21 protein-coding genes are annotated in these 24534 nt (G+C 36.4%); 14 read left to right on the plus strand and 7 right to left on the minus strand.

The features are described from left to right. Window positions 1–17 precede the first annotated feature (17 nt). Together Q2T41_RS17115 and Q2T41_RS17120 are read left to right on the plus strand one after the other, a co-directional pair. Window positions 18–779 carry a LytR/AlgR family response regulator transcription factor gene (locus tag Q2T41_RS17115; RefSeq protein WP_089261565.1) on the plus strand — a complete coding sequence of 254 codons (762 nt, stop codon included), beginning with the start codon at window positions 18–20 and terminating at the stop codon, window positions 777–779. A gap of 419 nt (window positions 780–1198) precedes the next feature. Next, window positions 1199–3172, plus strand: coding sequence for a tetratricopeptide repeat-containing sensor histidine kinase (locus Q2T41_RS17120; protein WP_304437079.1), 1974 nt, complete (start codon window positions 1199–1201; stop codon window positions 3170–3172). Between the two features lies 1 nt (window position 3173). On the opposite strand, the gene Q2T41_RS17125 is transcribed toward Q2T41_RS17120, so the two are convergent. After that, window positions 3174–3959, minus strand: a complete 786-nt coding sequence (locus tag Q2T41_RS17125; protein WP_304437080.1) for an SDR family oxidoreductase — start codon at window positions 3957–3959, stop codon at window positions 3174–3176. A 54-nt stretch (window positions 3960–4013) separates the two neighbouring features. Between Q2T41_RS17125 and Q2T41_RS17130 the strand changes: the two genes are divergently transcribed. The 7 genes from Q2T41_RS17130 (at window position 4014) to Q2T41_RS17155 (ending at window position 12390) form a co-directional block, all read left to right on the plus strand. Beyond that, window positions 4014–5066 (plus strand): o-succinylbenzoate synthase, encoded by a 1053-nt coding sequence (locus tag Q2T41_RS17130; protein WP_304437472.1) that lies wholly within the window; start codon window positions 4014–4016, stop codon window positions 5064–5066. Further along, window positions 5057–6022: a CPBP family intramembrane glutamic endopeptidase gene (locus Q2T41_RS17135; protein ID WP_304437081.1), complete on the plus strand. Its 966-nt coding sequence runs from the start codon at window positions 5057–5059 to the stop codon at window positions 6020–6022. Before Q2T41_RS17130 ends, Q2T41_RS17135 begins: the two co-directional genes overlap by 10 nt. Next, window positions 6009–6806, plus strand: a complete 798-nt coding sequence (locus Q2T41_RS17140; protein ID WP_367186894.1) for an AMP-binding protein — start codon at window positions 6009–6011, stop codon at window positions 6804–6806. Before Q2T41_RS17135 ends, Q2T41_RS17140 begins: the two co-directional genes overlap by 14 nt. A gap of 41 nt (window positions 6807–6847) precedes the next feature. Continuing rightward, entirely contained in the window at window positions 6848–7075 is a 228-nt protein-coding gene (locus tag Q2T41_RS20820; protein WP_367186895.1) for a hypothetical protein, read from the plus strand. 93 nt (window positions 7076–7168) lie between these two features. Continuing rightward, window positions 7169–9157 carry a vWA domain-containing protein gene (locus tag Q2T41_RS17145; protein ID WP_304437082.1) on the plus strand — a complete coding sequence of 663 codons (1989 nt, stop codon included), beginning with the start codon at window positions 7169–7171 and terminating at the stop codon, window positions 9155–9157. Window positions 9158–9255: 98 nt separating this feature from the next. Beyond that, window positions 9256–10602 carry a M24 family metallopeptidase gene (locus Q2T41_RS17150; protein ID WP_304437083.1) on the plus strand — a complete coding sequence of 449 codons (1347 nt, stop codon included), beginning with the start codon at window positions 9256–9258 and terminating at the stop codon, window positions 10600–10602. 66 nt (window positions 10603–10668) lie between these two features. Next, window positions 10669–12390, plus strand: coding sequence for a DUF2135 domain-containing protein (locus Q2T41_RS17155; RefSeq protein WP_304437084.1), 1722 nt, complete (start codon window positions 10669–10671; stop codon window positions 12388–12390). Window positions 12391–12433: 43 nt separating this feature from the next. On the opposite strand, the gene Q2T41_RS17160 is transcribed toward Q2T41_RS17155, so the two are convergent. Then, entirely contained in the window at window positions 12434–14062 is a 1629-nt protein-coding gene (locus Q2T41_RS17160; protein ID WP_089261545.1) for an acyl-CoA carboxylase subunit beta, read from the minus strand. Window positions 14063–14133: 71 nt separating this feature from the next. Between Q2T41_RS17160 and Q2T41_RS17165 the strand changes: the two genes are divergently transcribed. The 3 genes from Q2T41_RS17165 to ettA all read left to right on the plus strand — a co-directional run bounded on the left by Q2T41_RS17165 (window position 14134) and on the right by ettA (window position 17119). After that, on the plus strand, window positions 14134–15105 hold the full coding sequence (locus Q2T41_RS17165; RefSeq protein WP_367186896.1) for a Gfo/Idh/MocA family protein: 972 nt from the start codon (window positions 14134–14136) through the stop codon (window positions 15103–15105). Between the two features lie 76 nt (window positions 15106–15181). Further along, window positions 15182–15358, plus strand: coding sequence for a CAL67264 family membrane protein (locus Q2T41_RS17170; RefSeq protein WP_089261541.1), 177 nt, complete (start codon window positions 15182–15184; stop codon window positions 15356–15358). 69 nt (window positions 15359–15427) lie between these two features. Further along, entirely contained in the window at window positions 15428–17119 is a 1692-nt protein-coding gene (gene ettA, locus Q2T41_RS17175) for an energy-dependent translational throttle protein EttA (protein ID WP_089261539.1), read from the plus strand. Between the two features lie 48 nt (window positions 17120–17167). Here the strand turns inward: ettA and Q2T41_RS17180 are convergent, their stop codons facing one another. Then, on the minus strand, window positions 17168–17977 hold the full coding sequence (locus Q2T41_RS17180; protein ID WP_367186897.1) for an MBL fold metallo-hydrolase: 810 nt from the start codon (window positions 17975–17977) through the stop codon (window positions 17168–17170). Window positions 17978–18289: 312 nt separating this feature from the next. Between Q2T41_RS17180 and Q2T41_RS17185 the strand changes: the two genes are divergently transcribed. Further along, entirely contained in the window at window positions 18290–19177 is an 888-nt protein-coding gene (locus tag Q2T41_RS17185; protein ID WP_304437085.1) for a DUF8428 domain-containing protein, read from the plus strand. Window positions 19178–19245: 68 nt separating this feature from the next. Here the strand turns inward: Q2T41_RS17185 and fumC are convergent, their stop codons facing one another. After that, window positions 19246–20646: a class II fumarate hydratase gene (gene fumC / locus Q2T41_RS17190; protein ID WP_304437086.1), complete on the minus strand. Its 1401-nt coding sequence runs from the start codon at window positions 20644–20646 to the stop codon at window positions 19246–19248. A gap of 172 nt (window positions 20647–20818) precedes the next feature. Here fumC and Q2T41_RS17195 point away from each other — a divergent pair, with 172 nt between their 5' ends. Continuing rightward, complete coding sequence (locus tag Q2T41_RS17195; protein ID WP_186435509.1) at window positions 20819–20992, plus strand: hypothetical protein; 174 nt, start codon at window positions 20819–20821, stop codon at window positions 20990–20992. Window positions 20993–21057: 65 nt separating this feature from the next. Here Q2T41_RS17195 and Q2T41_RS17200 read toward each other — a convergent pair whose 3' ends face one another. The 3 genes from Q2T41_RS17200 to arsC form a co-directional block, all read right to left on the minus strand. Beyond that, entirely contained in the window at window positions 21058–23574 is a 2517-nt protein-coding gene (locus Q2T41_RS17200; RefSeq protein WP_144800255.1) for a TonB-dependent receptor, read from the minus strand. Between the two features lie 4 nt (window positions 23575–23578). Next, a complete protein-coding gene (locus tag Q2T41_RS17205) occupies window positions 23579–24088 on the minus strand; it encodes a hypothetical protein (protein ID WP_179213204.1) in 510 nt (169 codons plus the stop codon). A gap of 63 nt (window positions 24089–24151) precedes the next feature. Beyond that, window positions 24152–24514 (minus strand): arsenate reductase (glutaredoxin), encoded by a 363-nt coding sequence (gene arsC / locus Q2T41_RS17210; protein ID WP_304437087.1) that lies wholly within the window; start codon window positions 24512–24514, stop codon window positions 24152–24154. Window positions 24515–24534: the final 20 nt, after the last annotated feature.

Genomic DNA, 24534 nt, shown 5'->3' on the forward strand with positions numbered 1-24534 from the left:
CTAAACCATTTTAAACCTTGGAACAACCCATTAAAATTCTAATTGTTGAGGACAATGTAATTATCGCGGATGATATGCAGTCCATGTTAGAGGAAATAGGATATGAAATAGTAGACAATGTTATTGTTTACGAACAAGCGGTAGAGGTATTAAAAACGCAACAGGTAGATTTGGTACTTATCGATATTATTCTTGCTTCTGATAAAACCGGTATTGACCTAGGAAAGCATATTAGGGATAATTATGACATTCCATTTATTTTCGTAACCTCAAACTCAGATAGGGCTACGGTTGAAAATGCCAAGACGGTTAAACCAAATGGTTATTTAGTAAAACCTTTTGAGCAACAAGATTTGTACACCTCTATTGAAATTGCGTTATCCAATTTTATCTATGGTAAGCAAAACCTTTCTAAAGGATTATCAAATGAAACGGTCAACGAGGATGTTCCTATGTCCAATTCTATTTTAAAGGACTCAATATTCGTAAAAAAACAACATTTATATTACAGAATTCAATTTGGCGATATCCAATTTATTAAAGCGGATAACGTTTATTTAGAAGTGAATACGGTAGATAAGAAATTTTTGGTCCGTTCACCTTTAAAAGACTATTTGGAAAAATTGCCACAGAATAAGTTTTATAGGGCACATAAATCATATATCGTTAATGTGGACCACATTGATGCCATTAATTCAAAAGATATTATGATAAATAATACGCTGATACCTATTTCAAAAGATTTTAAAGAGTTCATCATCTCTGCAATGAATTCGTAGATAGATGTACCATATCATATAATAAAGCACCAGTGATGGTGTTTTTTTATGCACATGTTATAGATGAATGGATTATTTTCATCGGTAAAGTGTTTTGTTTTATCGGTGAAATACATCGTTCTGCCGTTAAAAATAGTTTCACAACATATATAGGAGGTTACACAACAAATTAAAATAAGAAGGAGGGCTATTTTTTAAATTTGTAGTAGTACAAATCCACATAATCGTGCGTTTTAAATATCAAGGACCACTTGGAATATTGAACAATGATTATGTTGAAATATTGATTTGTTAAGAAAAGTAACTAGAACACACTTTTTGGACCAAAAGTATATTGATGTCAATATAACTTAGGTTCACAACAAAAATTTAGTAGAAACAGGTATTTGTCATATGTTTGAATCTACTTTTAAGTTTATATGAAAAGGAATCTAATTTTAAATTTGATCTGGTCGCTGTTGTTCAGTGTATACTCATTTGTAGTATGTGCACAGCAAGAAGACCTTTCAATGCAAAATGAAGATTACTATAAGCAATTTCAAGAATTGGAGAACGGCGAACTACGTACGTTTTTTTTCTTCAACACTCCAAATAGATATAATCAAGTTTCCCCGTATGATTGGTTAGATACCGTAAAGGTATATTTAAACAGTTCTGAAAAAACCAAGGATACGGCGTCAATAAGAAATTACCAACTTATTCAATCACAGATTTACTATGACCTTGGCAACTACCAAAAAAGTTTGGCCATTTCAAAATCATTGTATGACAATCTTGATGAATTGGATATGGAACTCAAGAAGACCATCTTGGACCTCTTGGATGATAATTACGCCAAATTACAGATGTTCTCCAATCAAATAGAGGTTAGGCGCATAAAACGAGAGCTTGGTTTAACCGAAAATATTGCCTTTTATGATATTTATGCCAGCCTTGGTCAATATAGAAAGGCAATGACAGATTATATGACCGAGGAGAAAAAAGAATTGAAAGATGACGACTATTACGGTCAAGCCATCTATAACAATACTATTGGGGAATATCTTAGATTGGACAAATCTGCACCCACGGCCTTAAGTTATTTTAAAAAATCAGAAGGATTAATCCAAGTATTCCTTAGTGATGTTACCAATCAAAGAACAGATAAGGAAATTACCGATGGTAAAATTTTAAAAGCCATTATAATTGGTAATATTGGTAAATGCCATTTACAGCTTAAAGAATATGAAAAAGCAATTCCTTATTTGGAGGAAAGTAGGGACATTATTAAAACCTTCAATAAGAGCAAGTTTTCTTCAGACTTTATTGAAAATACCTTGGCTCTGGCAGATTGCTATTTAAAACTGGATAATTTTGCAAAAGCTACCGACTATTTGAGCGATGATATGACACCCGTTAAAACGGAGAATATTCTTAAGCGTAATAGAATCTATGCTGATTTTTATTATAAGACCGGCGATTTTAAGAATGCAACGTTTTATTTAAAGCGGAATATTAAAATACGGGATTCCATAGATGCCCAAGCTTCTAATATTATAAACCAGCAGTTGACTTCTGTTGTGGCCCAAGATTTGGAAAACTCCAGAAAAATGATGGAGATGCAAAAGGCTGAGCTTGAAGAGTCAAGAAAAGATATAAAGGCACGGGATGATAAGATAAGTCTAGTATTTGTCTCCTTGATTTTTACCTTAATCGGTTTTGCAGGTTTAGTATACGCGTATTTAAAAAGTATTAAAAACCAGCGTTTAATTGCCGAACAGAAATTTATTATAGAAAATGCACTGGTAGAAAAGGATTCCTTGCTCAAGGAAATTCACCATAGGGTAAAGAATAACCTACAGATGGTTTCCAGTCTATTAAGTTTACAAACAAAAAATACAACCAGTAAAGCAGCTATAGAGGCATTGGAAGAAGGTAAAAGTAGGGTCAAGGCCATGGCTTTGATACATCAAAAATTATATCAGAACGATGACTTGTCCGTAATAGAAATGCAAGGCTATATAGAAAGTTTGATCAATAGTATACAATCTGTATATAAAAAAGGAGGACACAATATCAACATTGCTATCGATGCCGAAGGTGTTGAATTGGATATTGATCGTGCCATACCCTTTGGACTCATTTTGAACGAGCTGGTTTCCAATTCATTTAAATATGCTTTTCCACATGATGATAGCAACGGAAAAATATATATTCATTTGCGAAAAATGATTGGTAAGGAAGGCTTTTTTGAATATACCGACAATGGTATAGGTTTACCTGATGATTCTGAAGAACGGGCTAAATCGTCTATGGGCTTTAGGTTAATGAGTAGGTTGGCCAATCAACTACAGACAACCTTAAATACAGATAAGACTACTGATGGGGTGCGTTTTTGGTTCAACTTTAAATAGCTTACCTAACCTTACTTTTCATTACAATTTTGTGTAACATTTTAGGGAAAAACCGTTTTAGGTAAATTCCGTATTTTTCTTTGCCCCCAATATAGGCTTCATATTTTTTTTGATGTATTGCTTTTATAATTTGTTGGGCACACCGCTGTACGGGCATTCCGTTCTCTGTTGCCTCATCCTCCTTTTGTAACGCGCTACCATCACCTGTTAAGGCATTCTTGGCTACATTGGTCTGTATAAAACCCGGGCAAATCAAAGTAACGGAAACGTTGTCCTTTTCATGTTCCATACGTAAGGCGTCAAAAAAACCGTGTAGGGCATGTTTGGCACCACAGTACCCGGAACGATAGGGTGATGAAAACTTGCCCATTAAACTAGTGACGGTTACAAAATGGCCTTCTTGTTGTTGTACAAAAAACGGCAATAAATGCTTTGTTAGTTTTATGGTTCCCAAATAGTTTACATTGACCATTTGTTGATAAACTTCAAAACTGGTATCAATGATCAAGGAACGTTGGCTTAATCCACCATTGTTGATAAGGATGTCAATTTTTCCAAATAGGGAAATAGCTTCTGCCGTAATATTTTCCAACGTATCAAAATCGGTAAGGTCCAATGGCAGTATTTTGGTCAATTCTGGAAAGTGACAATTGCTTTTTACCATGTTGAGTGCAGTGGTACGTCTTGCCGATAAGATCAGTTTACACCCCATTTTATTTAATTCATAGGCCAAGGCTTCCCCAATTCCAGAAGAAGCACCCGTAATCCAAATAACCTTATCTTCCATACTTTTATTTTCAACGGTATTAAAGTGAAAATATAGCTAAATTTGAAGGATTATATGAAAGCATCTTTTAAAAAGTATTTACTCAATTTTAAAAACCCAAGTGGCACTTCTAGAGGAATCTTAAAGACTAAGGAAACATGGTTTCTTTTTTTGGAAGATGGCGTATCCTGGGGTATTGGTGAATGTGGACTTTTTAGAGGACTTAGTTTTGATGATGTACCTGAATATGAAGAAAAATGTAATTGGGTAACCAAGAACATTGATTTAGGTGAAACTGAATTAATAAGCCAATTATCTAATTTTCCAAGTATTCAATTTGGTATTGAACAGGCCTTTTTATCGCTTCGTTCTAAAAACCCCTTTCATTTATTTGAAACTTCATTTGTTAAAGACCAGCAGCCCATAGCCATTAATGGCTTGGTTTGGATGGGCGATAAGGAATTTATGCATAGGCAAATAGAGGACAAGTTAGAAAACGGATTTACCTGTATTAAAATGAAAATAGGTGCCATTGATTTTGATACGGAAGTAGCATTGTTAAAGTCTATTAGACAGCGCTATTCTAAAAAAGAAATTGAATTGCGTGTAGACGCAAATGGTGCGTTTTTACCTAATGAGGCTTTAGTTAAATTAAAGACATTATCAAAACTGGATCTACATTCCATAGAACAGCCTATTAAACAGGGACAATGGCAGGAAATGCAAAAACTCTGTAGAGATACCCCTTTGCCCATTGCTCTTGATGAAGAATTAATTGGGGTGACAGATGTAACTAAAAAGAATGAGTTGCTACAAACTATACAACCTCAGTATATCATTTTAAAGCCTAGTCTGGTGGGTGGTATTGCAGGTAGTAATGAATGGATTTCCCTTGCGCAGGAAAATAGCATAGGGTGGTGGATCACTAGCGCATTGGAGAGCAATGTAGGGTTGAACGCCATAGCCCAATGGACAGCTACCTTGGGCAACCATATGCCGCAAGGTCTTGGAACCGGTGCTTTGTTCACCAATAATATAGAAAGCCCGTTGCAAGTAAAGGATGGATGCTTGTTATATAATAAGTCGCAAAATTGGAATGAAAGGTTAATTAGAAGTATATGTATATAGAACAAGCGTATAAAGGTTTAAGTGAGGGTTGGCGTTATATTTTGGGAATTTTAGGGGTCTTGTTTGTTTGGCAAATAATTGCTGCTATTCCGTTAATTGCTGCTTTGGCCCTAAAAGATGGTGGTATGTCTGCCATGATCAGTGGCGATATTGGTAGAATGTCATTGGTATTGGGTTCCAATTTGTTTTTGTTTCTCATGTTATTGACTTTTGCAATAGCGTTAATTTCCATTTTCGTAATTGTAAAGTATCTTCATAAGCAATCGTTGACATCTCTGACCACTTCACGTAAAAAAGTAGATTTTAAACGTATTTGGTTTGCATTTTTCCTATGGTCCGCAATATCGGTTGGTTTTATATTTTTGGATATTTGGCTGTCCCCGGAAGATTACGAATTTAATTTTAAACCTGTTCCTTTTATTGTACTTGCAATAGTAGCTGTTTTTATGATTCCGCTTCAAACGAGTATGGAAGAATATTTTATGCGGGGATACATGATGCAAGGGTTGGGCACTATGACAAAAAATAAGTGGTTCCCATTAGTGTTTACTTCCTTGTTGTTCGGTTTACTTCATATCATGAACCCTGAGGTGGAAAAATTAGGATACGGTATATTGGTATTTTATATTGGTACCGGCTTTTTTCTGGGTATTATTACATTAATGGATGAAGGCCTGGAATTGGCATTGGGCTTTCATGCTGCCAATAACCTTACCACTGCCTTATTGGTTACCGCAGATTGGACCGCATTTCAAACGGATTCGTTATACCGTGATATTTCTGACCCCGTGCTAGGTTGGGATATTCTTGTACCGGTTTTGGTCGTATTTCCTATTTTATTGATTTTATTTTCCAAAAAATACAAATGGACCAATTGGAAAGAGAAACTTGCCGGTAAAGTTGTATCCAGGGAAGAATTTTTAAATACGGAAAAAGAGGAAATTGTACAACACTAGAATACACCCATATTTTTCAATACATGGTCGTCTATACAGTAAGGATGACCTACTGGAACTTGGTTATAGTTTGATCAAGGAAGGCGAAGAATTTGAAATGCATATTGGTGGGTTTATTCTGGATTGGATAGATAGTTCACCAACCATATTGGTAAAAACATCTGGATCTACAGGAACACCAAAAGATATTGCTTTAAAAAAAGAGCAAATGGTAAATAGTGCTTTGGCAACGGGCAACTATTTTAATTTAACTTCAAAATCCTCTGTTTTACTATGTTTACCGGCGACCTATATTGCTGGTAAAATGATGTTGGTCAGGGCTATGGTATTGGGGTTAGATATCCATTTTGTATCGCCTACTTCAAGTCCGTTGAAATTTGTTGAAAGATCGTTTGATTTTGGGGCTATGGTACCTATGCAAGTTGCCAATTCTCTATCCAAACTCAACCTTATTAAAAAATTAATTATTGGTGGTGCGCCAATTTCAAATTCTATAAGAGAAGAATTAAAGGGAGTTGATAATAGTAGTTATGAAACTTATGGTATGACAGAGACCATTACCCATATAGCTGTAAAACCGTTGAACAATAAAATGGCAAAAAATACTCCTTTTACGGTTTTGCCAAATGTAGAAATTTCAACCGATGCAAGAGGTTGTTTGGTAATTAACGCTCCAAATATTTCAGATGAACCAGTAATAACCAATGATGTTGTGGACCTAATCTCTACCAAGGAATTTTATTGGCTGGGTAGGTTTGACAATGTTATTAATTCCGGGGGGTAAAGGTACATCCGGAACATATTGAAAAAGTAATTTCATATTATATGGATATTCCGTTTTTTGTTGCAGGTATTGCAGATGAAGATTTAGGAGAGAAAGTGGTTTTGGTAGTTGAAAATGGCGTTAAGGAGGATATTAAGCAAACACTGGATACCATTACTCATTTTAAAAAATTTGAGAAGCCAAAATCGATTGTGGTGTTAAAAGAATTTATACGTACGGAAAGCGGAAAAATACAACGCTTTAAAACGTTGTCCTTATTGAAAACTTAACTTCCCTAGCTGTAAATAGTTGTTTACTCATTTATCATTTTTATAAAGCACTTTTCATAATAGGTTTATCACTCAAACTTTAAACCAATTATTATGAAAAACGCAACTTTCTTATTTTTTCTTCTCAGTAGCTTTTGGATGTTTTCGCAACAGGTTGAAATATCTGGTTTTGTTTATGATCATAATGGAAACCCATTACCTGGGGCACATGTACTGGAAAAAGGAACAAGCAACAGTACTCAAACCGACTTTGATGGGCATTATGTTTTAACGGTGCGGCAAGGGGCCAAATTGGAATATAAATATGTTGGTTACAAAACACATGAAGTTAAAATAAAAGATAAGTTGATCATTAATGTGTCTCTTGAAGAAGATTATGAAATGTTACAAGAGGTTGTCGTTACAGGGTATGGTATTCAAAGAAAATCTCAAATAACGGGTGCTGTTACCAATATAAATAAACAATCTTCCAATACTGACATCAGTAGCCTTTTACAGGGTAAAGTAAGCGGTGTTAATGTTATAGGAATAAGTTCTGTACAACATAAAAAAGTTAGAGGTGCAGTAAAAAGCCCTTTGTACCTTGTTGATGGAGCTCCTGTAGAAAAGCAATACAACCATACTGTACAGCCGCCTTTCGAAATAAAAAAAGGAAATTATCCTGTTAAGAACGATGAAAATTATGCCAGCATCTATGAAAATCAGTTTCATAATGTTGGTTTCAATCCGTTGTCTACTTTTTCAATTGATGTGGATAAAGCCGCTTATAGTAACATTAGAAGATTCATAAATAGGGGGCAACAGGTTCCAATTGATGCGGTCAAGATTGAAGAAATGATTAATTACTTTGATTATGACTATCCACAACCAAAAGGTCAACACCCTTTTTCCGTACATACCGAGGTTGCACAAACTCCGTGGAATGAAGATACTAAACTAGTCCGTATTGGTTTACAAGGAAAAGAATACCTAAATGAGGAATTACCTGCATCCAACCTTACGTTTCTTATTGATGTTTCCGGTTCCATGTCAAGTGAAAACAAATTGCCATTACTGAAATCGGCGTTCAAACTTTTAATAAATCAATTAAGGGAAAAAGACAAGGTGTCCATAGTGGTGTATGCAGGTGCGGCAGGTGTGGTACTTGAGCCTACTTCCGGTAAGGACAAGGCGAAGATTATAAACGCTTTAAATATGCTTGAGGCAGGTGGTTCTACAGCTGGTGGAGAGGGTATAGAATTAGCTTATAAGTTAGCGGAGAAAAACTATAAAAAGCATGGTAACAATAGGGTTATATTGGCAACTGATGGTGATTTTAATGTAGGTCTATCAAACGATAAGGAAATGGAAAAACTTATTACAGGCAAAAGAGCGTCTGGAGTTTATCTTTCTGTACTAGGTTTTGGTATGGGGAACTATAAAGATTCTAAACTGGAAACTTTAGCGGATAAAGGTAATGGCAACCATGGCTATATCGATACTATGCAAGAGGCTCAAAAATTATTTGGTAAGGAATTTGGGGGTACTTTATTTACCATTGCAAAAGATGTAAAATTACAGGTAGAGTTCAATCCAGCCAAAGTAAAGTCCTATAGATTAATTGGATATGAAAACAGATTGTTGGCAGATGAGGATTTTACCAATGATGCCAAGGACGCCGGTGAAATGGGCAGCGGGCATAAGGTAACTGCACTATATGAGATTGTGGAAGTAGGTGGTTCCTCAAATTATACAAAAGATGATATTAAATTAAAATATGTTGATCTTATAAAAAATGATACGTTTTCGGACGAGTTGTTTACGGTAAAATTCAGGTATAAGAAACCTGATGGAAATAAAAGTATTGAATTGGTTCATGTACAGAATGCTATTATTAAAGAAATGTCCAAAGACTTTCAATTTGCCGCTGCTGTAGCATTATTCGGGCAACAATTAAGGCAATCGGCATTTACTAACAATACCTCAGTTAACACTATTGTTCAATTAGCTGAGCAGGGCAGGGGTAAAGATGAAAATGGTTATAGGGCTGAATTTGTCAGGTTGGTTAAAAGTTATAATGAAAGATTGGTAATGGATAATTAATGATTTTATTCAATCTATAATATTTAACGGATTTTAAGGAATAGGTAATATTGAAAGTGTGTTATTTCGTATTTTAAAGACCAAACTAAATAACGAACATGAAAAACCTATTCCTTTTTCTTTGCATTTTTTTTATTGCTAAAATCAACGCCCAACAAATCCTCAGCGAAAAAGAAAGAGCCATTGTTATAGATGAAATTCTAGACGATCGTTTTAATAATCTATTGCCGCAACTAATGGATGCCGCCAATATAGATATGTGGGTAGTCATATCTAGGGAGTATAATGAAGATCCGGTGCTGAAAACAATGCTGCCCGCTACATGGCTTAATGCCCGTAGAAGAACAATTCTGTTGTTTTATAGGGACAAGGCCAAAAATACAATTGAAAAACTTGCTGTTGCTCGTTATAATGTGGGTAAGAATATTGTCTCTGCTTGGGATAAGGAGAAAGAGCCCGATCAATGGAAAAGATTAATGCAATTGATATCAGAAAGAAATCCGAAGAAAATCGGACTCAATTTTTCCAAGGACCATAATATTGCAGACGGATTGGATAAAACCGATTATGATGAATTTATGGCGAATCTGCCTAAAAAGTTCACATCAAAAGTCACATCTGCAGAACAACTTGCCGTACGTTGGATCGAGACAAGATCAGAACGTGAAATGGTCATTTATGATCAATTGGTAGATATTACACACGATATTATTGCAGAAGCTTTTTCTGAAAAAGTTATTACTCCAGGTATTACCACAACTTCTGATGTGGAATGGTGGATGCGTCAAAAAGTAACTGATCTTGGATTGGAAACATGGTTTCACCCAACGGTAGATGTGCAACGTAGTAAAGAGCAACTGGTAAGTCACTTATATTCGTTTTCCGGTAGACCAGAGGACATGGTTATCTTACCGGGAGACTTGGTACATTGTGATTTTGGCATTACCTATCTAAGGCTGAATACGGACTGCCAAGAATTGGCCTATGTTTTAAAACCCGAAGAACTAACAGCTCCGGATTTCTTGATCAACGGACTAAAAGATGGAAATAGAGTACAAGACTTCTTGACTACCAATATGGTAAACGGTAGAACGGGGAATGAAATATTGGCAAAGTCCTTAAAACAGGCCAAGGATGCCGGTCTTAAGCCTTCTATATATACACATCCTTTGGGAATGTACGGACATTCAGCCGGTACTACAATAGGTATGTGGGATGCTCAAGGTGGAGTCATGAAGGATGATGGAGAGAATTATCCGTTGAATCCAAATACCGTATATGCTATTGAATTAAATACTACGGTCAATATTCCTGAATGGAACAGGGATATCCGTATTATGCTTGAAGAAGCCGGTTATTATGGTGAGGAAGGCTTTAGATATGTAAATGGTAGACAAACAGAACTTTTGTTGATTCCAAGGGTAAAAGGGCATCAGGGTAATTGAATCTTAAAACAGTGTCTGAATCCATTTGTAGGAAAAATTGTAATATATTTAAGGCAAACACTATTTATGAAATCTTTTTTAGCCCTTATAATTTTTTTTAGTTCTTTAACCGTATGGTCACAAACCCGTGAAACAGAAATTAAGGGTGTTGTAACATCTTATGGCGCTCCTTTACCTAATGCCAATATTTCTCTAAAAGGATCATCTTCAGGTATACAAACAGACAGTAATGGTAAATATGCAGTTATTGCTAGTCCCCGGGATATTTTGGTCTTTAGTTATATGGGCATGAAAACGGTAGAGATTATTGTGGAGGATGTGACCAAGATATTAAATATAGAGCTGTTACCCGTTGTTCAGGAATTGGATGAGGTAACCGTAGAGCGGAAAAAATTAAAAGGTCAAGAATCCATGGCTATTGAATACGCTACCAAAAAAAGTATCATACGCACTGCATATGGTTTTATAGATGCGGAAAATGCAGGGTATGAAATGAATTTTGTCGATGGTGCCAGTATTAATAGTAGTGCTATTTACCTCGCCGATGCCTTAATTGGTGTACTGCCCGGTTTAAGACGTGGAGATGGAAATACCGTGCTGTTAAGGGGCGGAGGTTCCTTGGAAAACCCACGCCCCCCAATATTTGAGATAGATGGGGTAATATTTACGGAGACTCCAGATTTTTTAGATTTAAGCAGTATAGATAGAATTGCGATAATCCCAGGTTTAAAAGGTTCAATTAAATATGGGAATATTGCCAGTGGCGGGGTAATCATTATCAATACAAAAGGAAAGTTCTTAAAGCGGGAAGAAGGTTCCGATAAACCTTATGATCAGGCCAAGTTAAGGAACAATAAGTACAATGAGTCCATGGCAACCAGTTCGTTAAAGCGATCTGATCCTATTTATATTACCAAAATGGATGAAGCGCTTAGTAATAATAAACTTATGGAGGTCTTTCTGGAACAAGAAAAAATATATGGCAGTTCACCATACTTTTACTTGACTGCCTTAAAACATTTTAATGAGAAATCTACTAATGATTTTATAGGCCAAATTGAAACCAAACTTTTGCAAAAATTTGAGGATAATCCTAATGCATTAAAAGGGCTTGCGTATTTATATGAAAATCAAAATAGGGTTGGTGAAGCATTATCATTGTATAAAAAGATCTTTGTTTTAAGACCAAGATATACACAATCCTATAGAGATCTTGCCAATATGTACGTAGTAAATAAACAATACCAAAAAGGTTTGGGTATTTATGCCAGATACAAAAGTTTTAGAAAATTGGATACTATAGCCCCTATAGAAGACGGTATAGATGCCGTTATGGATACCGAAACTACGAATCTTATGGCTTTACATGCAGACCAATTATCCATATCCAATGAAGATCGGATAGATGGGGATATTGGCGGTATACGTATACTTTTTGAGTGGAATAACAGTGAGGCGGAATTTGACTTGCAATTTGTAAATCCGCAAGCGCGTTATTTTACGTGGAGCCATAGTTTGGAAAATGAATCTGAACGCATTTATGATGAAAAGATCAAGGGCTATTCTTGTAAGCAATTTTTAATTGATGAAACACAAGAAGGTGTCTGGAAAGTGAATTTAAAATATCTTGGAAATAAAGGTTTTGACCCTACCTATCTTAAAACCACGGTGTATTATGATTATGGAAGATCTTCGCAAAAAGAAACAATACAGATCACTGAAATGTCCGAAAAAAATATCAATAGGGCTCTCCTTTCCATTGTGGCCAGAAATAAGTTTGGGAAATAATGGAAATTATTTCCCAATCATCAAAAAATTATATCTAATCAATTTAAACCTGTAAAACCCCCATATTAAAAGGCTTCTCGATAGGTGCATGGTCTGCAGCTTCAATACCCATTGATATCCATTTACGGGTGTCTTTGGGGTCTATAATAGCATCGGTCCATAATCTCGATGCCGCGTAATATGGAGAAACTTGATTGTCATATCTTTTCTTTATCTTATCGTAAAGCTCCGTTTCTTTTTCCTCAGTGATGGTTTCACCTTTCTTTTTCAATGAAGCCTTCTCAATTTGTAAAAGAACTTTTGCAGCAGAGTTTCCGCTCATTACAGCTAATTCTGCGCTTGGCCAAGCAACGATTAACCTAGGGTCATAGGCTTTACCGCACATGGCATAGTTTCCTGCGCCGTAGCTATTTCCTATTACGATAGTGAATTTTGGCACGACGGAGTTACTAACCGCATTTACCATTTTGGCACCATCTTTAATGATTCCGCCATGTTCACTTTTACTACCTACCATAAAACCGGTAACATCCTGTAAAAACACCAGCGGAATTTTCTTTTGATTGCAATTGGCAATAAATCGTGTCGCTTTATCTGCAGAGTCGGAATAAATGACTCCGCCAAACTGCATTTCCCCTTTTTTGGTCTTGACCACTTTTCTTTGATTGGCAACGATACCTACCGCCCAGCCATCTATACGGGCATATCCGGTCAATATGGTTTGTCCGTATCCGGCTTTGTATTCTTCAAATTCAGAATTGTCCACCAACCGTTTAATGATTTCCATCATATCATATTGCTCCGCTCTTGAACCGGGCAATATGCCGTATATATCCTCTGGATTCTCTTGGGGTTTCATGCTTTTTTTTCGGTTAAAACCAGCTCGAGGAAAATCACCGATTTTATCCATAATATTTTTAATAGTGTCCAATGCTGCTGCATCATCTTTAGCTTTATAATCGGTAACACCACTAATTTCACAATGGGTAGTAGCGCCGCCCAAGGTTTCATTATCAATACTTTCACCTATGGCCGCTTTTACCAGGTAACTACCTGCCAAAAATATACTTGCCGTTTTATCGACGATCAATGCCTCATCACTCATTATAGGCAAGTACGCACCACCTGCAACACAACTTCCCATTACGGCAGATATTTGGGTAATACCCATACTGCTCATTATAGCATTGTTCCTGAATATTCTTCCAAAATGTTCCTTGTCGGGAAAAATTTCGTCTTGCATGGGTAGGTATACCCCGGCGCTATCTACCAAGTAAATGATCGGTAATCTATTTTCAATGGCAATTTCTTGGGCACGTAGATTTTTTTTTGCGGTAATAGGGAACCATGCGCCTGCTTTTACAGTCGCATCATTGGCTACTACGATACATTGCTTTCCTTTTACATATCCAATTTTTATGACAACACCGCCAGAAGGGCAGCCACCATGTTCTTTATACATACCTTCTCCTACAAAGGCGCCAATTTCAATTCGTTCAGATTTTGGGTCCAAAAGATAGTCTATACGCTCTCTGGCCGTCATTTTGCCTTGGTCGTGCTGCTTGGCAATTTTTGCCTTTCCTCCTCCTAATTGGACTTCTGCCAGTTTGCGCCGTAAGTCTGATAATAACAACTTATTCTTATCTTCGTTCTGATTGAATTTTAAATCCATTAGCTTAATTTCTTTTCTTCGGATAAAGATAAGAAGTTAATTTTGGTGTACATGCAACAAAAATAGAAAGTATGATTAAATGGGGTATAGTTGGTGCCGGAAATATAGCACATAGTTTTTCAAAGGATTTGGCATTGGTCCGTGGTGGTGAGCTGGTATCGGTAGCTTCAAGAGATTTGGAAAAGGCAAAGGGCTTTGCGGCAATTTACGGAGCGCCAAATGCTTATGGAAGTTATGAGGAGCTGTTTAAAAGTAATACGGTAGATGTCGTATATATAGCCACACCGCACACTTCTCATGCAGAACTCAGTATAGCCGCCATGAACCATGGTATTAATGTACTCTGTGAAAAACCTATTGGGGTCAATAAAGATCAGGTCAAGGAAATGTTTCAGGTGGCAAGGGCACAAAATGTTTTTTTAATGGAAGCCTTATGGAGCAGGTTTAACCCAACCATTAAAAAAGTCAAGGAAATGGTAGACGATGGTAGTATTGGCGATATTGGATATTTACATGCAGACTTTGCTTTCTATGCATTGGATAGGGATGAAAAAGGCAGGCTCTTGAATACATCTCTTGCCGGTGGTTCGTTATTGGATATTGGTATCTATCCCATATTTCTATCGTATTTGTTATTGGGTATGCCCAAGGATATCAAAGCTTCTGCACATTTTTATAAAACTGGGGTAGAAATGCAGGTCAGTATGATTTTTAGTTATGAAAAAGCCCAGGCTATGCTTTATAGCGGTTTAAACACCAATTCTGAAATGAAAGCAGAAATTGCAGGTAGCAAGGGATCTCTCTATATTCATCCAAGATGGCATGAAACAACAGGATATACCTTGGAAATTGATGGAGACTCTACTGTAAATGAAGTAGGTAAGCTTGGAAAAGGCTATACACATGAAATTGAAGAGGTACATACTTGCCTAAACTCAGGAAAAAAGGAAAGTAGTTTATGGAGCCATAAGAACAGCTTGGATTTAATAGAAATTATGGATACCGTAAGGAGTAAAACAGGAATTGTTTTCCCCTTTGAATAATAGCATAGTTAAAATTGGACAGATGTTTTAAAATTTACGATATTTGAAGTTCGCTTAATTTATAATTCAATAGAACATGAACAAGAACACAGTGCTCGCATGGGCCACTTTTATTATGATATTTGTAGGCTTGGCCTTGATCGCATTAGGCGCTTTTCGTTATGATGATGTTGCAGGATGGGGGTTTGCTTCCGTAGGTATAGGTTTCTTTGCCATTGCCTGGGTTTTCAACGCACTTAAAGGCAGGGTTTAGGACTTCTTGGTTCAACTGTGGGTATAAAATATCTACAGGGTTATAATAATTCAATTAATACAGTATTTTATGTCAGATGATAAGAAGGTAATCTTCTCCATGTCAGGAGTTACGAAAACCTATAAAAATGCCAATACACCGGTATTAAAGAATATTTATTTAAGTTTCTTTTACGGTGCCAAGATAGGTATTTTGGGACTGAACGGGTCCGGTAAATCAACCTTGTTGAAGATTATTGCCGGGGTCGATAAAAATTTTCAAGGGGATGTAGTATTCTCTCCCGGCTACAAAGTGGGCTATTTGGAGCAAGAGCCCGAATTGGATGAAAACAAGACCGTATTGGAAATTGTAAAGGAAGGTGTAGCGGAAACCGTTGCCATTCTGGATGAATACAATAAGATCAATGATATGTTTGGTCTTCCAGAGGTATATGAGGATGCGGATAAAATGCAGAAATTAATGGATCAACAGGCGGTATTGCAGGATAAAATTGATGCTGCCAACGCTTGGGAATTGGATACCAAACTGGAAATTGCCATGGATGCCCTACGTACGCCAGAACCCGATAAAAAAATAGCGGTATTGTCCGGAGGGGAAAGAAGAAGGGTGGCATTATGCAGATTGTTGTTGCAGGAACCTGAAATTCTTTTATTGGATGAGCCTACAAACCACTTGGATGCAGAATCGGTACATTGGCTGGAACATCATTTGGCACAATATAAGGGTACGGTCATAGCCGTTACCCATGATAGGTATTTTTTGGATAATGTTGCCGGTTGGATCCTTGAATTGGATAGGGGAGAAGGCATTCCTTGGAAGGGGAACTATTCCTCTTGGTTAGATCAAAAATCCAAACGTTTGGCCCAGGAAAGTAAAACGGCTTCCAAAAGACAGAAAACATTGGAGCGAGAATTGGAATGGGTTCGTCAAGGGGCAAAAGGTAGGCAGACCAAGCAAAAGGCTCGTTTAAAGAATTATGATAAGCTGATGAGCCAAGACCAAAAACAGCTTGATGAAAAACTGGAGATTTATATTCCAAACGGACCCCGTCTGGGAACAAATGTTATTGAGGCCAATGGGGTAAGTAAGGCATATGATGATAAATTGTTGTACGAAGATCTGAATTTTAAATTACCCCAAGCGGGAATTGTTGGGATAATTGGACCTAATGGTGCGGGTAAGACCACAATTTTCAGAATGATAATGGGTGAGGAAACTCCGGATAAAGGAGAGTTTATTACTGGGGATACGGCTAAAATTGCCTATGTTGACCAAAGTCATTCCAACATAGATCCAGATAAAACCATTTGGCAAAATTTTAGCGACGAGCAAGAACTGGTCATGATGGGCGGTAAACAGGTGAATTCCAGGGCCTATTTAAGTAGGTTCAATTTCTCTGGAAGTGAACAAAATAAAAAGGTTAGTATGTTATCCGGTGGTGAGCGTAACCGCTTACACTTGGCCATGACACTCAAGGAAGAAGGCAACGTGCTATTATTGGATGAGCCTACCAACGACTTGGATGTAAATACGCTTCGTGCCTTAGAAGAAGGTTTGGAGAATTTTGCAGGATGTGCTGTAGTTATTTCGCACGATAGATGGTTCTTAGATCGTATCTGTACACATATTTTGGCTTTTGAAGGTAATTCCCAAGTTTACTTTTTTGAGGGCTCTTTTTCAGATTATGAAGAGAACAAGAAAAAACGACTTGGAGGGGATTTAATGCCAAAGCGAATCAAATACAAAAAACTTATTAGATAACAAAAAGCCCGCAATTGCGGGCTTTTTGGTTTTTAGAATGTCGTTTTTCTAATATTCCTCGTTAGGGTACCAATCCAATTGTACAACTTCAATATCTTGATTGGCTGCATTTACCAAATTTTTAAATTTTTCTACATCACTAACGTCCGGTCTACCTCTATAATGGTAAGGATAGACTTGTTTTGGTTTGAAATCCAATACTGCAGCGGCGGCACTTTCCTCGGTCATGGTGTAAGGTAGGTTCATGCAGATAAAGGCCTTGTCAATATTTTTTAATGAGCGCATTTCAGGAATATCCTCTGTATCACCAGAGAAATAGATACGTTGATCATCCAATGTAAGCACATATCCATTTCCACGTCCCTTTACATGAAAGTTTTTGGCCTCTTCCCTTAAATTGTACATTGGTATAGCTTCTATACCTACTTGGTAAAGCTCTTTATTTTCCCCATTGTTCAATATTTCCAATTGCTGGGCATATTGCTCTGGCATATCATCCGCTACGGCTTGAGGCACTACAAAGGTTGCGGAAGAAGTATCTAGGGCTTCCAATGTTTCTAAATTAAAATGGTCGCCATGAATATCTGTAACTAAAATTATATCTGGTTTCTTTTGCCCTTCAAAAGCAGCGGCACCACCTGTTGGGTCAATATAAATTGTAGTTTCTCCCCATTCAATAACCGCTGTAGCATGTTCAATAGGAATTATTTGCACATTCCTTTCTATTGTACCTGTAGATTGTGACACATCTTCCTCAATAGTATCTGAACTGGTATTGGGCTGTTTTTTATCTTCCTTACATCCTATTATAAGGATGGAGGCCAATACCATTAAAAGTAAATTTTTAGTTATCATCATATAGTATTTAAATTGTTATTTGCATTTCCGGTCTGTAATATATTGCTGTTATAAAATTCAGTTTTGTATGATTAAAGTATGTCTCTTATTGTAGGGAACCCTCTTTAAAATCGTAAAATTATGAACATTTTTTAATGGTAATGCTACTATTGTTAACACAGTAGATATTTATTTGTTAAATTAGCTCTAAGATAGACGATTCATTAGGGTTTGAGGATTTTATCCCAAATTAATTTAACGTTTAAAAAGTCTAAATTTTAAAACCACTCGTATATAACCTTAACAAACAGACACTTTATTAAATTTACAATTATGACCGAAACAAAAAATAACAATGGTTTAAAAGTTTTAACCGCCCTTTTAGGCGTTGTGCTTTTAGGAACTATCATTTACACAGTTAGTCTTTATCAAGATAAGAAAAAGACAGAAGTTGTTCTTTCTAAAGAAAAGGAATTGGTAGTCGAAGATTTAAATAGCTTAAAATCTGAATATGACAAAGCTATATTGGAAAGCAATGCTACTAATGAGGAGTTGGTAAGTGCAAGGGACAATATTGCAAAATATATTGACTCTGTTAAAACGATGAAGGCTGATATTAGTTCCTTGTCAAGATATAGAAGACAAGTAAGTGTATTGAAAGCGGAGAGAGAGCAATTATTAAAGCAGGTTGATTCTTTAACAAGATCTAACTCAATGATCGCAATGCAAAGAGATAGTACTTATGTAGAGTTGGAAAAACAAACTGTTTTCAATGATTCATTAGTAGTACAGAATACCAACTTGGCCCAAGTTGTTGAAAAAGGTTCTGCTTTGAACTTATCTAAATTTAATGTAGATGCAGTTAAGGAAAGAAATAGCGGTAAATTGGTCTCAACCCAACGTGCAAGGGCTACGGATAAATTTAAAATCTGTTTTACTGTTGCCGATAATATTATTGCACAAGCTGGTGATAGAACATTTTATTTAGAAGTGTTGGATCCACAGGGCAATGTTTTAGGTGGTAGTAATTCCCAGACTAATGATAATGGTGCTTCCGTTACGTATAGCAAACAGACCAATTTTTATTTTGAAAACAAATCTTTGGATGTGTGTGATTACATTAATAAGCCTGCCGGAGATTTTAAGGATGGTAATTATATGGTGAACGTATATGATGACCAATTGAAATTATTGGGAACTTCTAAATTTGTTTTAAAATAAAATTTCTTCAAAAAAATAAAAAAGGCGACCAATTTGGTCGCCTTTTTGTATTTAAGAGGGTGTTCTGCTTATTTCTTTAAACTGCCCACCATATTTTCCGGTTTAACCCAGTTATCATAATCCTCTGCACTTACATAGCCCAGATTTACTGCTTCCTCTTTTAATGTAGTCCCGTTTTTATGGGCAGTGTTTGCAATTTCTGCAGCTTTATAATATCCAATCTTGGTATTTAATGCAGTTACCAACATTAACGAATTGTTCAATAATTGTTTTATAACTTCATGATTGGGCTCTATACCGGCCGCACAGTGTTCCTCAAAACTTACACAAGCATCACCGATCAATTGTGCAGATTGTAAAATGTTTGCCGCCATCATAGGCTTAAATACATTTAACTCATAATGTCCTTGGGTTCCGCCAACACTAATTGCCACATCATTACCCATTACCTGAGCACACACCATTGTCAAAGCTTCACACTGTGTAGGATTCACTTTTCCCGGCATTATAGAACTGCCAGGTTCGTTGGCGGGAATTATAATTTCACCAATTCCAGAACGGGGACCTGAGGCCATCATCCTTATATCGTTCGCTATTTTGTTCAAGGATACGGCAAGCTGTTTTAAAGCACCATGGCTTTCAACTATGGCATCATGGGCGGCTAGTGCCTCAAACTTATTTTCTGCGGTAATAAATGGCATTCCCGTAAATTCGGCAATGTATTTGGCTACAAGAACATCATATCCTTCCGGTGTATTGAGTCCGGTACCAACAGCAGTGCCTCCAAGAGCCAGCTCACTTAAATGGGATAAGGTGTTTTTTAAAGCTTTTAAGCCATGGTCCAATTGAGATACATAACCTGAAAATTCTTGGCCAAGGGTTAGGGGAGTTGCATCCATTAAATGGGTTCGCCCAATCTTGACCACATCCTTAAATTCTTTGGACTTCTTCTGTAAGGTATCCCTTAATTGAGTTACTCCTGGTATGGTAACCTCCACAATTTTTTTATAGGCTGCAATATGCATACCGGTAGGGAAGGTATCATTAGAGGACTGCGATTTGTTGACATCATCATTAGGTTGGATAGTCTTATCGCCTTCTCCAATGACTTTACCGGCAATTTCATGGGCCCTATTGGCAATAACTTCATTGACGTTCATATTACTTTGTGTTCCAGAACCTGTTTGCCAAATAACCAAAGGAAACTGGTCATCATGTTTACCTTTTAAAATTTCATCGCAGACTTGTGCGATTAAATCTCTTTTTTCGACCGCTAGGACGCCAAGTTCACAATTGGCATATGCTGCGGATTTTTTTAAATAGGCAAAGCCATAAACTATATCTAACGGCATAGATGCAGTAGGGCCTATTTTAAAATTATTTCGTGAACGCTCTGTCTGTGCGCCCCAATATTTATCCTTAGGTACCTCTACGTTACCCATGGTATCTTTCTCGATTCTAAACTCCATGATATTTATATTTTATTGAATCTTAGGTTAATTTGATTAATTGACTTCAAAAATAAGGTATACATTTATTTTAATGGTGACAAGATTGTTAGTAATACTGAAATTTATTTCGCTTAACGTTTGCAAAAAATAATTCGATTATGGTATCTTTGTAAAATATAAGGAATAAGATATGTTTGAATTTGACCAATATTTAGGATTTTTAGCTTTTTTAACCATATTGACCATTGGTTTTTGGCTGATGATGTTTTTGTTATTATTTGTTGTCCCTTACTGGTTAGGTGGAAACATTATTGAATTGCTAAAAGAAAGACGCGATAAAAAGAAGGCTGCAAGAGAGGCTTAGAGATACAATATATTAAAACAAAAAAAGAAGCCAATTGGCTTCTTTTTTTATATCTATAAATTTTATTAACCTTCAATTTCTTCTTCGCCACCTTCACCGGGACCATTGCCTCGCCCGTTTCTATTCCTTTCTTTAGGTTGATTAAATCGATATACAAACCCTAAGGTAATTTGTCTTCTTCTCCATTGAAATTCACTCTCAGAAGTAAAGAACTCGGTTTCTGTAAAAGACCTTCTTTTTCTTGAGTTCAATAAATCGCTTACATTCATAGATATGGTTCCGTTATCATCTAAAATGTCCTTACTAAAAGCTAGGTTCAAAGAAAATATACCCTTGCTTTCTGTCTGAGCATTTTGTGACGGACCTCTATAAAAAGCATTTGTTTGCCAATCTATTTTAGATGGTAAAGATACTTTTGAGCTAAATCTGGCAAACCAACTTGTATTGTTGGCACCATAATCAATACCATTGAACATACCTTCTGTAGAAAATTGAAAGAAGTTAAAGCTAGAGTTTAAGCGTAACCACTTAGTGGGGTTATACATCATACCTGCCTCAAGACCTATTCTGTCATTTGTAGAAAGGTTTATAGGAATGGACCTAATGATTTCTATACCATCTGTAGTAGTTTGTCCCGTTTCTTCCTGTACTCTCTCAAATGAGTCGGTTTCTCTTTGGTAATAAATAGATGAGGTCAATGTTAGCTTATCCCATCGTTTTAGATAGCCTAGGTCAAAAGCGTTGGAAAATGCTGGATTTAAATCTGGGTTACCTTGAAAAATATTGGTTCTACTTGAACGCGAAGGAAAAGGATTTACAAACCAACCTCTAGGCCTATTTATCCTTCTATTATAACCCAACGAAATATTTTCATTTTCGGCAATTTCTAGAATAAAGTTCAGGGTAGGGAACAGGCCTAAATAATTTTTATCGAAATTAACATCTACATCAACACCTAATTGCTCTTCCAATTCTGTAGTGTCAAATTCAGAATCCAATTGACCTTTTAGCTGGGTATTCTCTAAACGCAAGCCTAAAAGAAATGAAAACTTTCCAAATTTATTACCGTATTGTGTATACAGGGCATTTACGTTTTCTGTATAGGTGAACATGTTGGTTAAATTTTCATTGATATCAAATTGATTGGTAGATTGATTTAGGGAATCTAATCTATAATCCGTTACATCTTCTTCAAACGTGCCCCTATATCCGACCTCAAATTGGGAATCACCCATTGGCAATACATAATCCGCTTGTACCAAATATTCGTTTTCAGATTCAATCTCATATACATTTTCAAGTACTAGCAAATTTTGGTTAGGTACCGTGTTGTTTTCTTCTATAATAGAAAATTTAGTTTCTTCACCTTTGGAGTATTGAAGGTCTACCGTTAATTTTTGACCATCATCATCTAAGTTATTCACATAATTAAGTGAGAATTGGTAGTTTTCATCATCTTCAGTTTCATCCTCCGTCCTAAAAGTTTCACTGCTTATTGCACTATCAATAAATCGTTGATTGGTATTTTCCGTACTATCCTCACTGTCTGATGTTCTATAAAAAACACTACCGGTAATAGAGGATTCTTCGGTTATAAAATATTCAAGACCAAGGTTGGTATTAAAGCCTTTACGCATTCTATTATATTCCCTATCCTCTATAATTCTATCAAAACTACCTGACGTATAGGTGTTGTCAAAAAATGCATTTCCAGGGGCATCTCTATAGCTATAACCTGTAGTATTGAAAATATTAAATTTATCTGTACGTAAATTGGCATTCACGGTTATACCACTATTAACAGGGTATCCAATGGTCGTATTTACCGAGCCGTTGAAGCCTAAAGTTTTTTCTTTTTTAAGAATTATGTTCAAAATACCGGCTGTTCCTTCGGCATCATACCGGGCAGACGGACTGGTAATTACTTCAACTTTTTCTATAGCGTCCGCAGGTAGTTGAGTAAGGGCATCTGTAGAACCAAAGCCTGCCAATGCAGATGGTTTACCATTTATCAAGATACGTACATTTTCGTTACCCCTTAGGCTAATGGCGCCTTCTACATCTACATCTACAGAAGGTACATTGTTAAGGGCGTCCGTAATCGTAGCACCACTATTGGTAAGGTCTTTACCTATATTGTATATTTTTTTATCCAAACGAACCTCTACCGTCGTTTTCTCACCTACCACTTCTACGGCATCTAACTGAGCAACGTCCAAGGCAAGTCTTATGGTGCCAAGATCTGTAGATGCTGTCAAGGTTTGGTTGGGTAACCTGTATGTCTTATATGAAATATATTCTATGGAAATATTGTATTTGCCAGGCTTGGCCTCTACATTAAAATTACCGTCCAAATCGGTTATTCCACCCGAAATTTGATCAGGGTTTTCCACACTTTGCAATACAAGGGTGGCATACTCCAAGGGAATGTCGTTTTCCTTGTCCAGTACTTTTCCTGTAATTTTAATGGGTGTAGCGTCTCGTGGCCCCTGTCCATTGCCTCTTCCCCTTTCTCCTTGAGGTGTTTGGCTAAATATTGGTTGTAAAGCTAAAATTAGGAGTAAGGGAAAAAGTTTTTTCATCAAATTAATTTTTAGGTTTCTTTCGTTTAGTTTTTTTCTTTTTTTTCTTCAGTGTTTTTGATACACCATCTTTTTGTAAAGCAACAAAGGCTTCGTACTTTTCTAACGGTAGTCCAGCCTTTAATTCCTCGTCCTGTCTTTTTGTAATATTATCATAAACTTCCCTCATTTTTTCTGGAGGAAGCTTTAATATTTGAGCTTCTATTCGTTCTTGTACATATTTTTTAAGTACCGAACTTAAAACTGCCTGCTCAAATTCATTTAATCCAAGAGCTTCTGTAATTCTAGGCATTTCACCATCTACCAATTCCTCTGCAGTTTTGGGCTCTGGTTCTTTTTGGGTCTCCTGAGCTTGCGGTATGGAACTTCTTTGTCTGCCATAACCATAACCACCCCTAGAGCCGTAACCATAACCGCTACCATATCCGTATTGGGCATATAGCTCGCTACCTGCAAATAGAACCGACAGTAAGATCAAGAACTTAAGACTACTGAATTTTGCTACTTTTTTCATGTGCTTTGATTATAATTTTTCAATTAGGTTTAACCGTGTTTGGTTAATTATTTGTTAAGATATTTACGGTCTATTTAAACCTCCATTAATTAGATTGGATATATTTTCTGGTGGTCTACCAATAACGGCACTATTGTTCTTAATAACGATTGGCCTTTCTATTAGTTTAGGATAGGATATCATTGCATCTATTATTTCTTCATCGCTCAATGGTCTATTTTTAAATTTTTCCTTCCAAATTGACTCTGACTTCCTCACCAAATTTATAGGTTTAATGTCCAGGCAGCTGATTACTTCTTTAAGTTCCTTCTTCGTTGGGACATCATCCAGATATCTAATTACTTCAAATTTCTTGCCAGAATTTTCTAAAATTTCAAGGCCTTCCCTAGATTTTCTACATCTGGGATTATGGTAGATCTTAATCATGGTATTTTTACTATATATAC

Source organism: Maribacter confluentis, from assembly GCF_030505015.1.
GTDB lineage: Bacteria > Bacteroidota > Bacteroidia > Flavobacteriales > Flavobacteriaceae > Maribacter > Maribacter sedimenticola.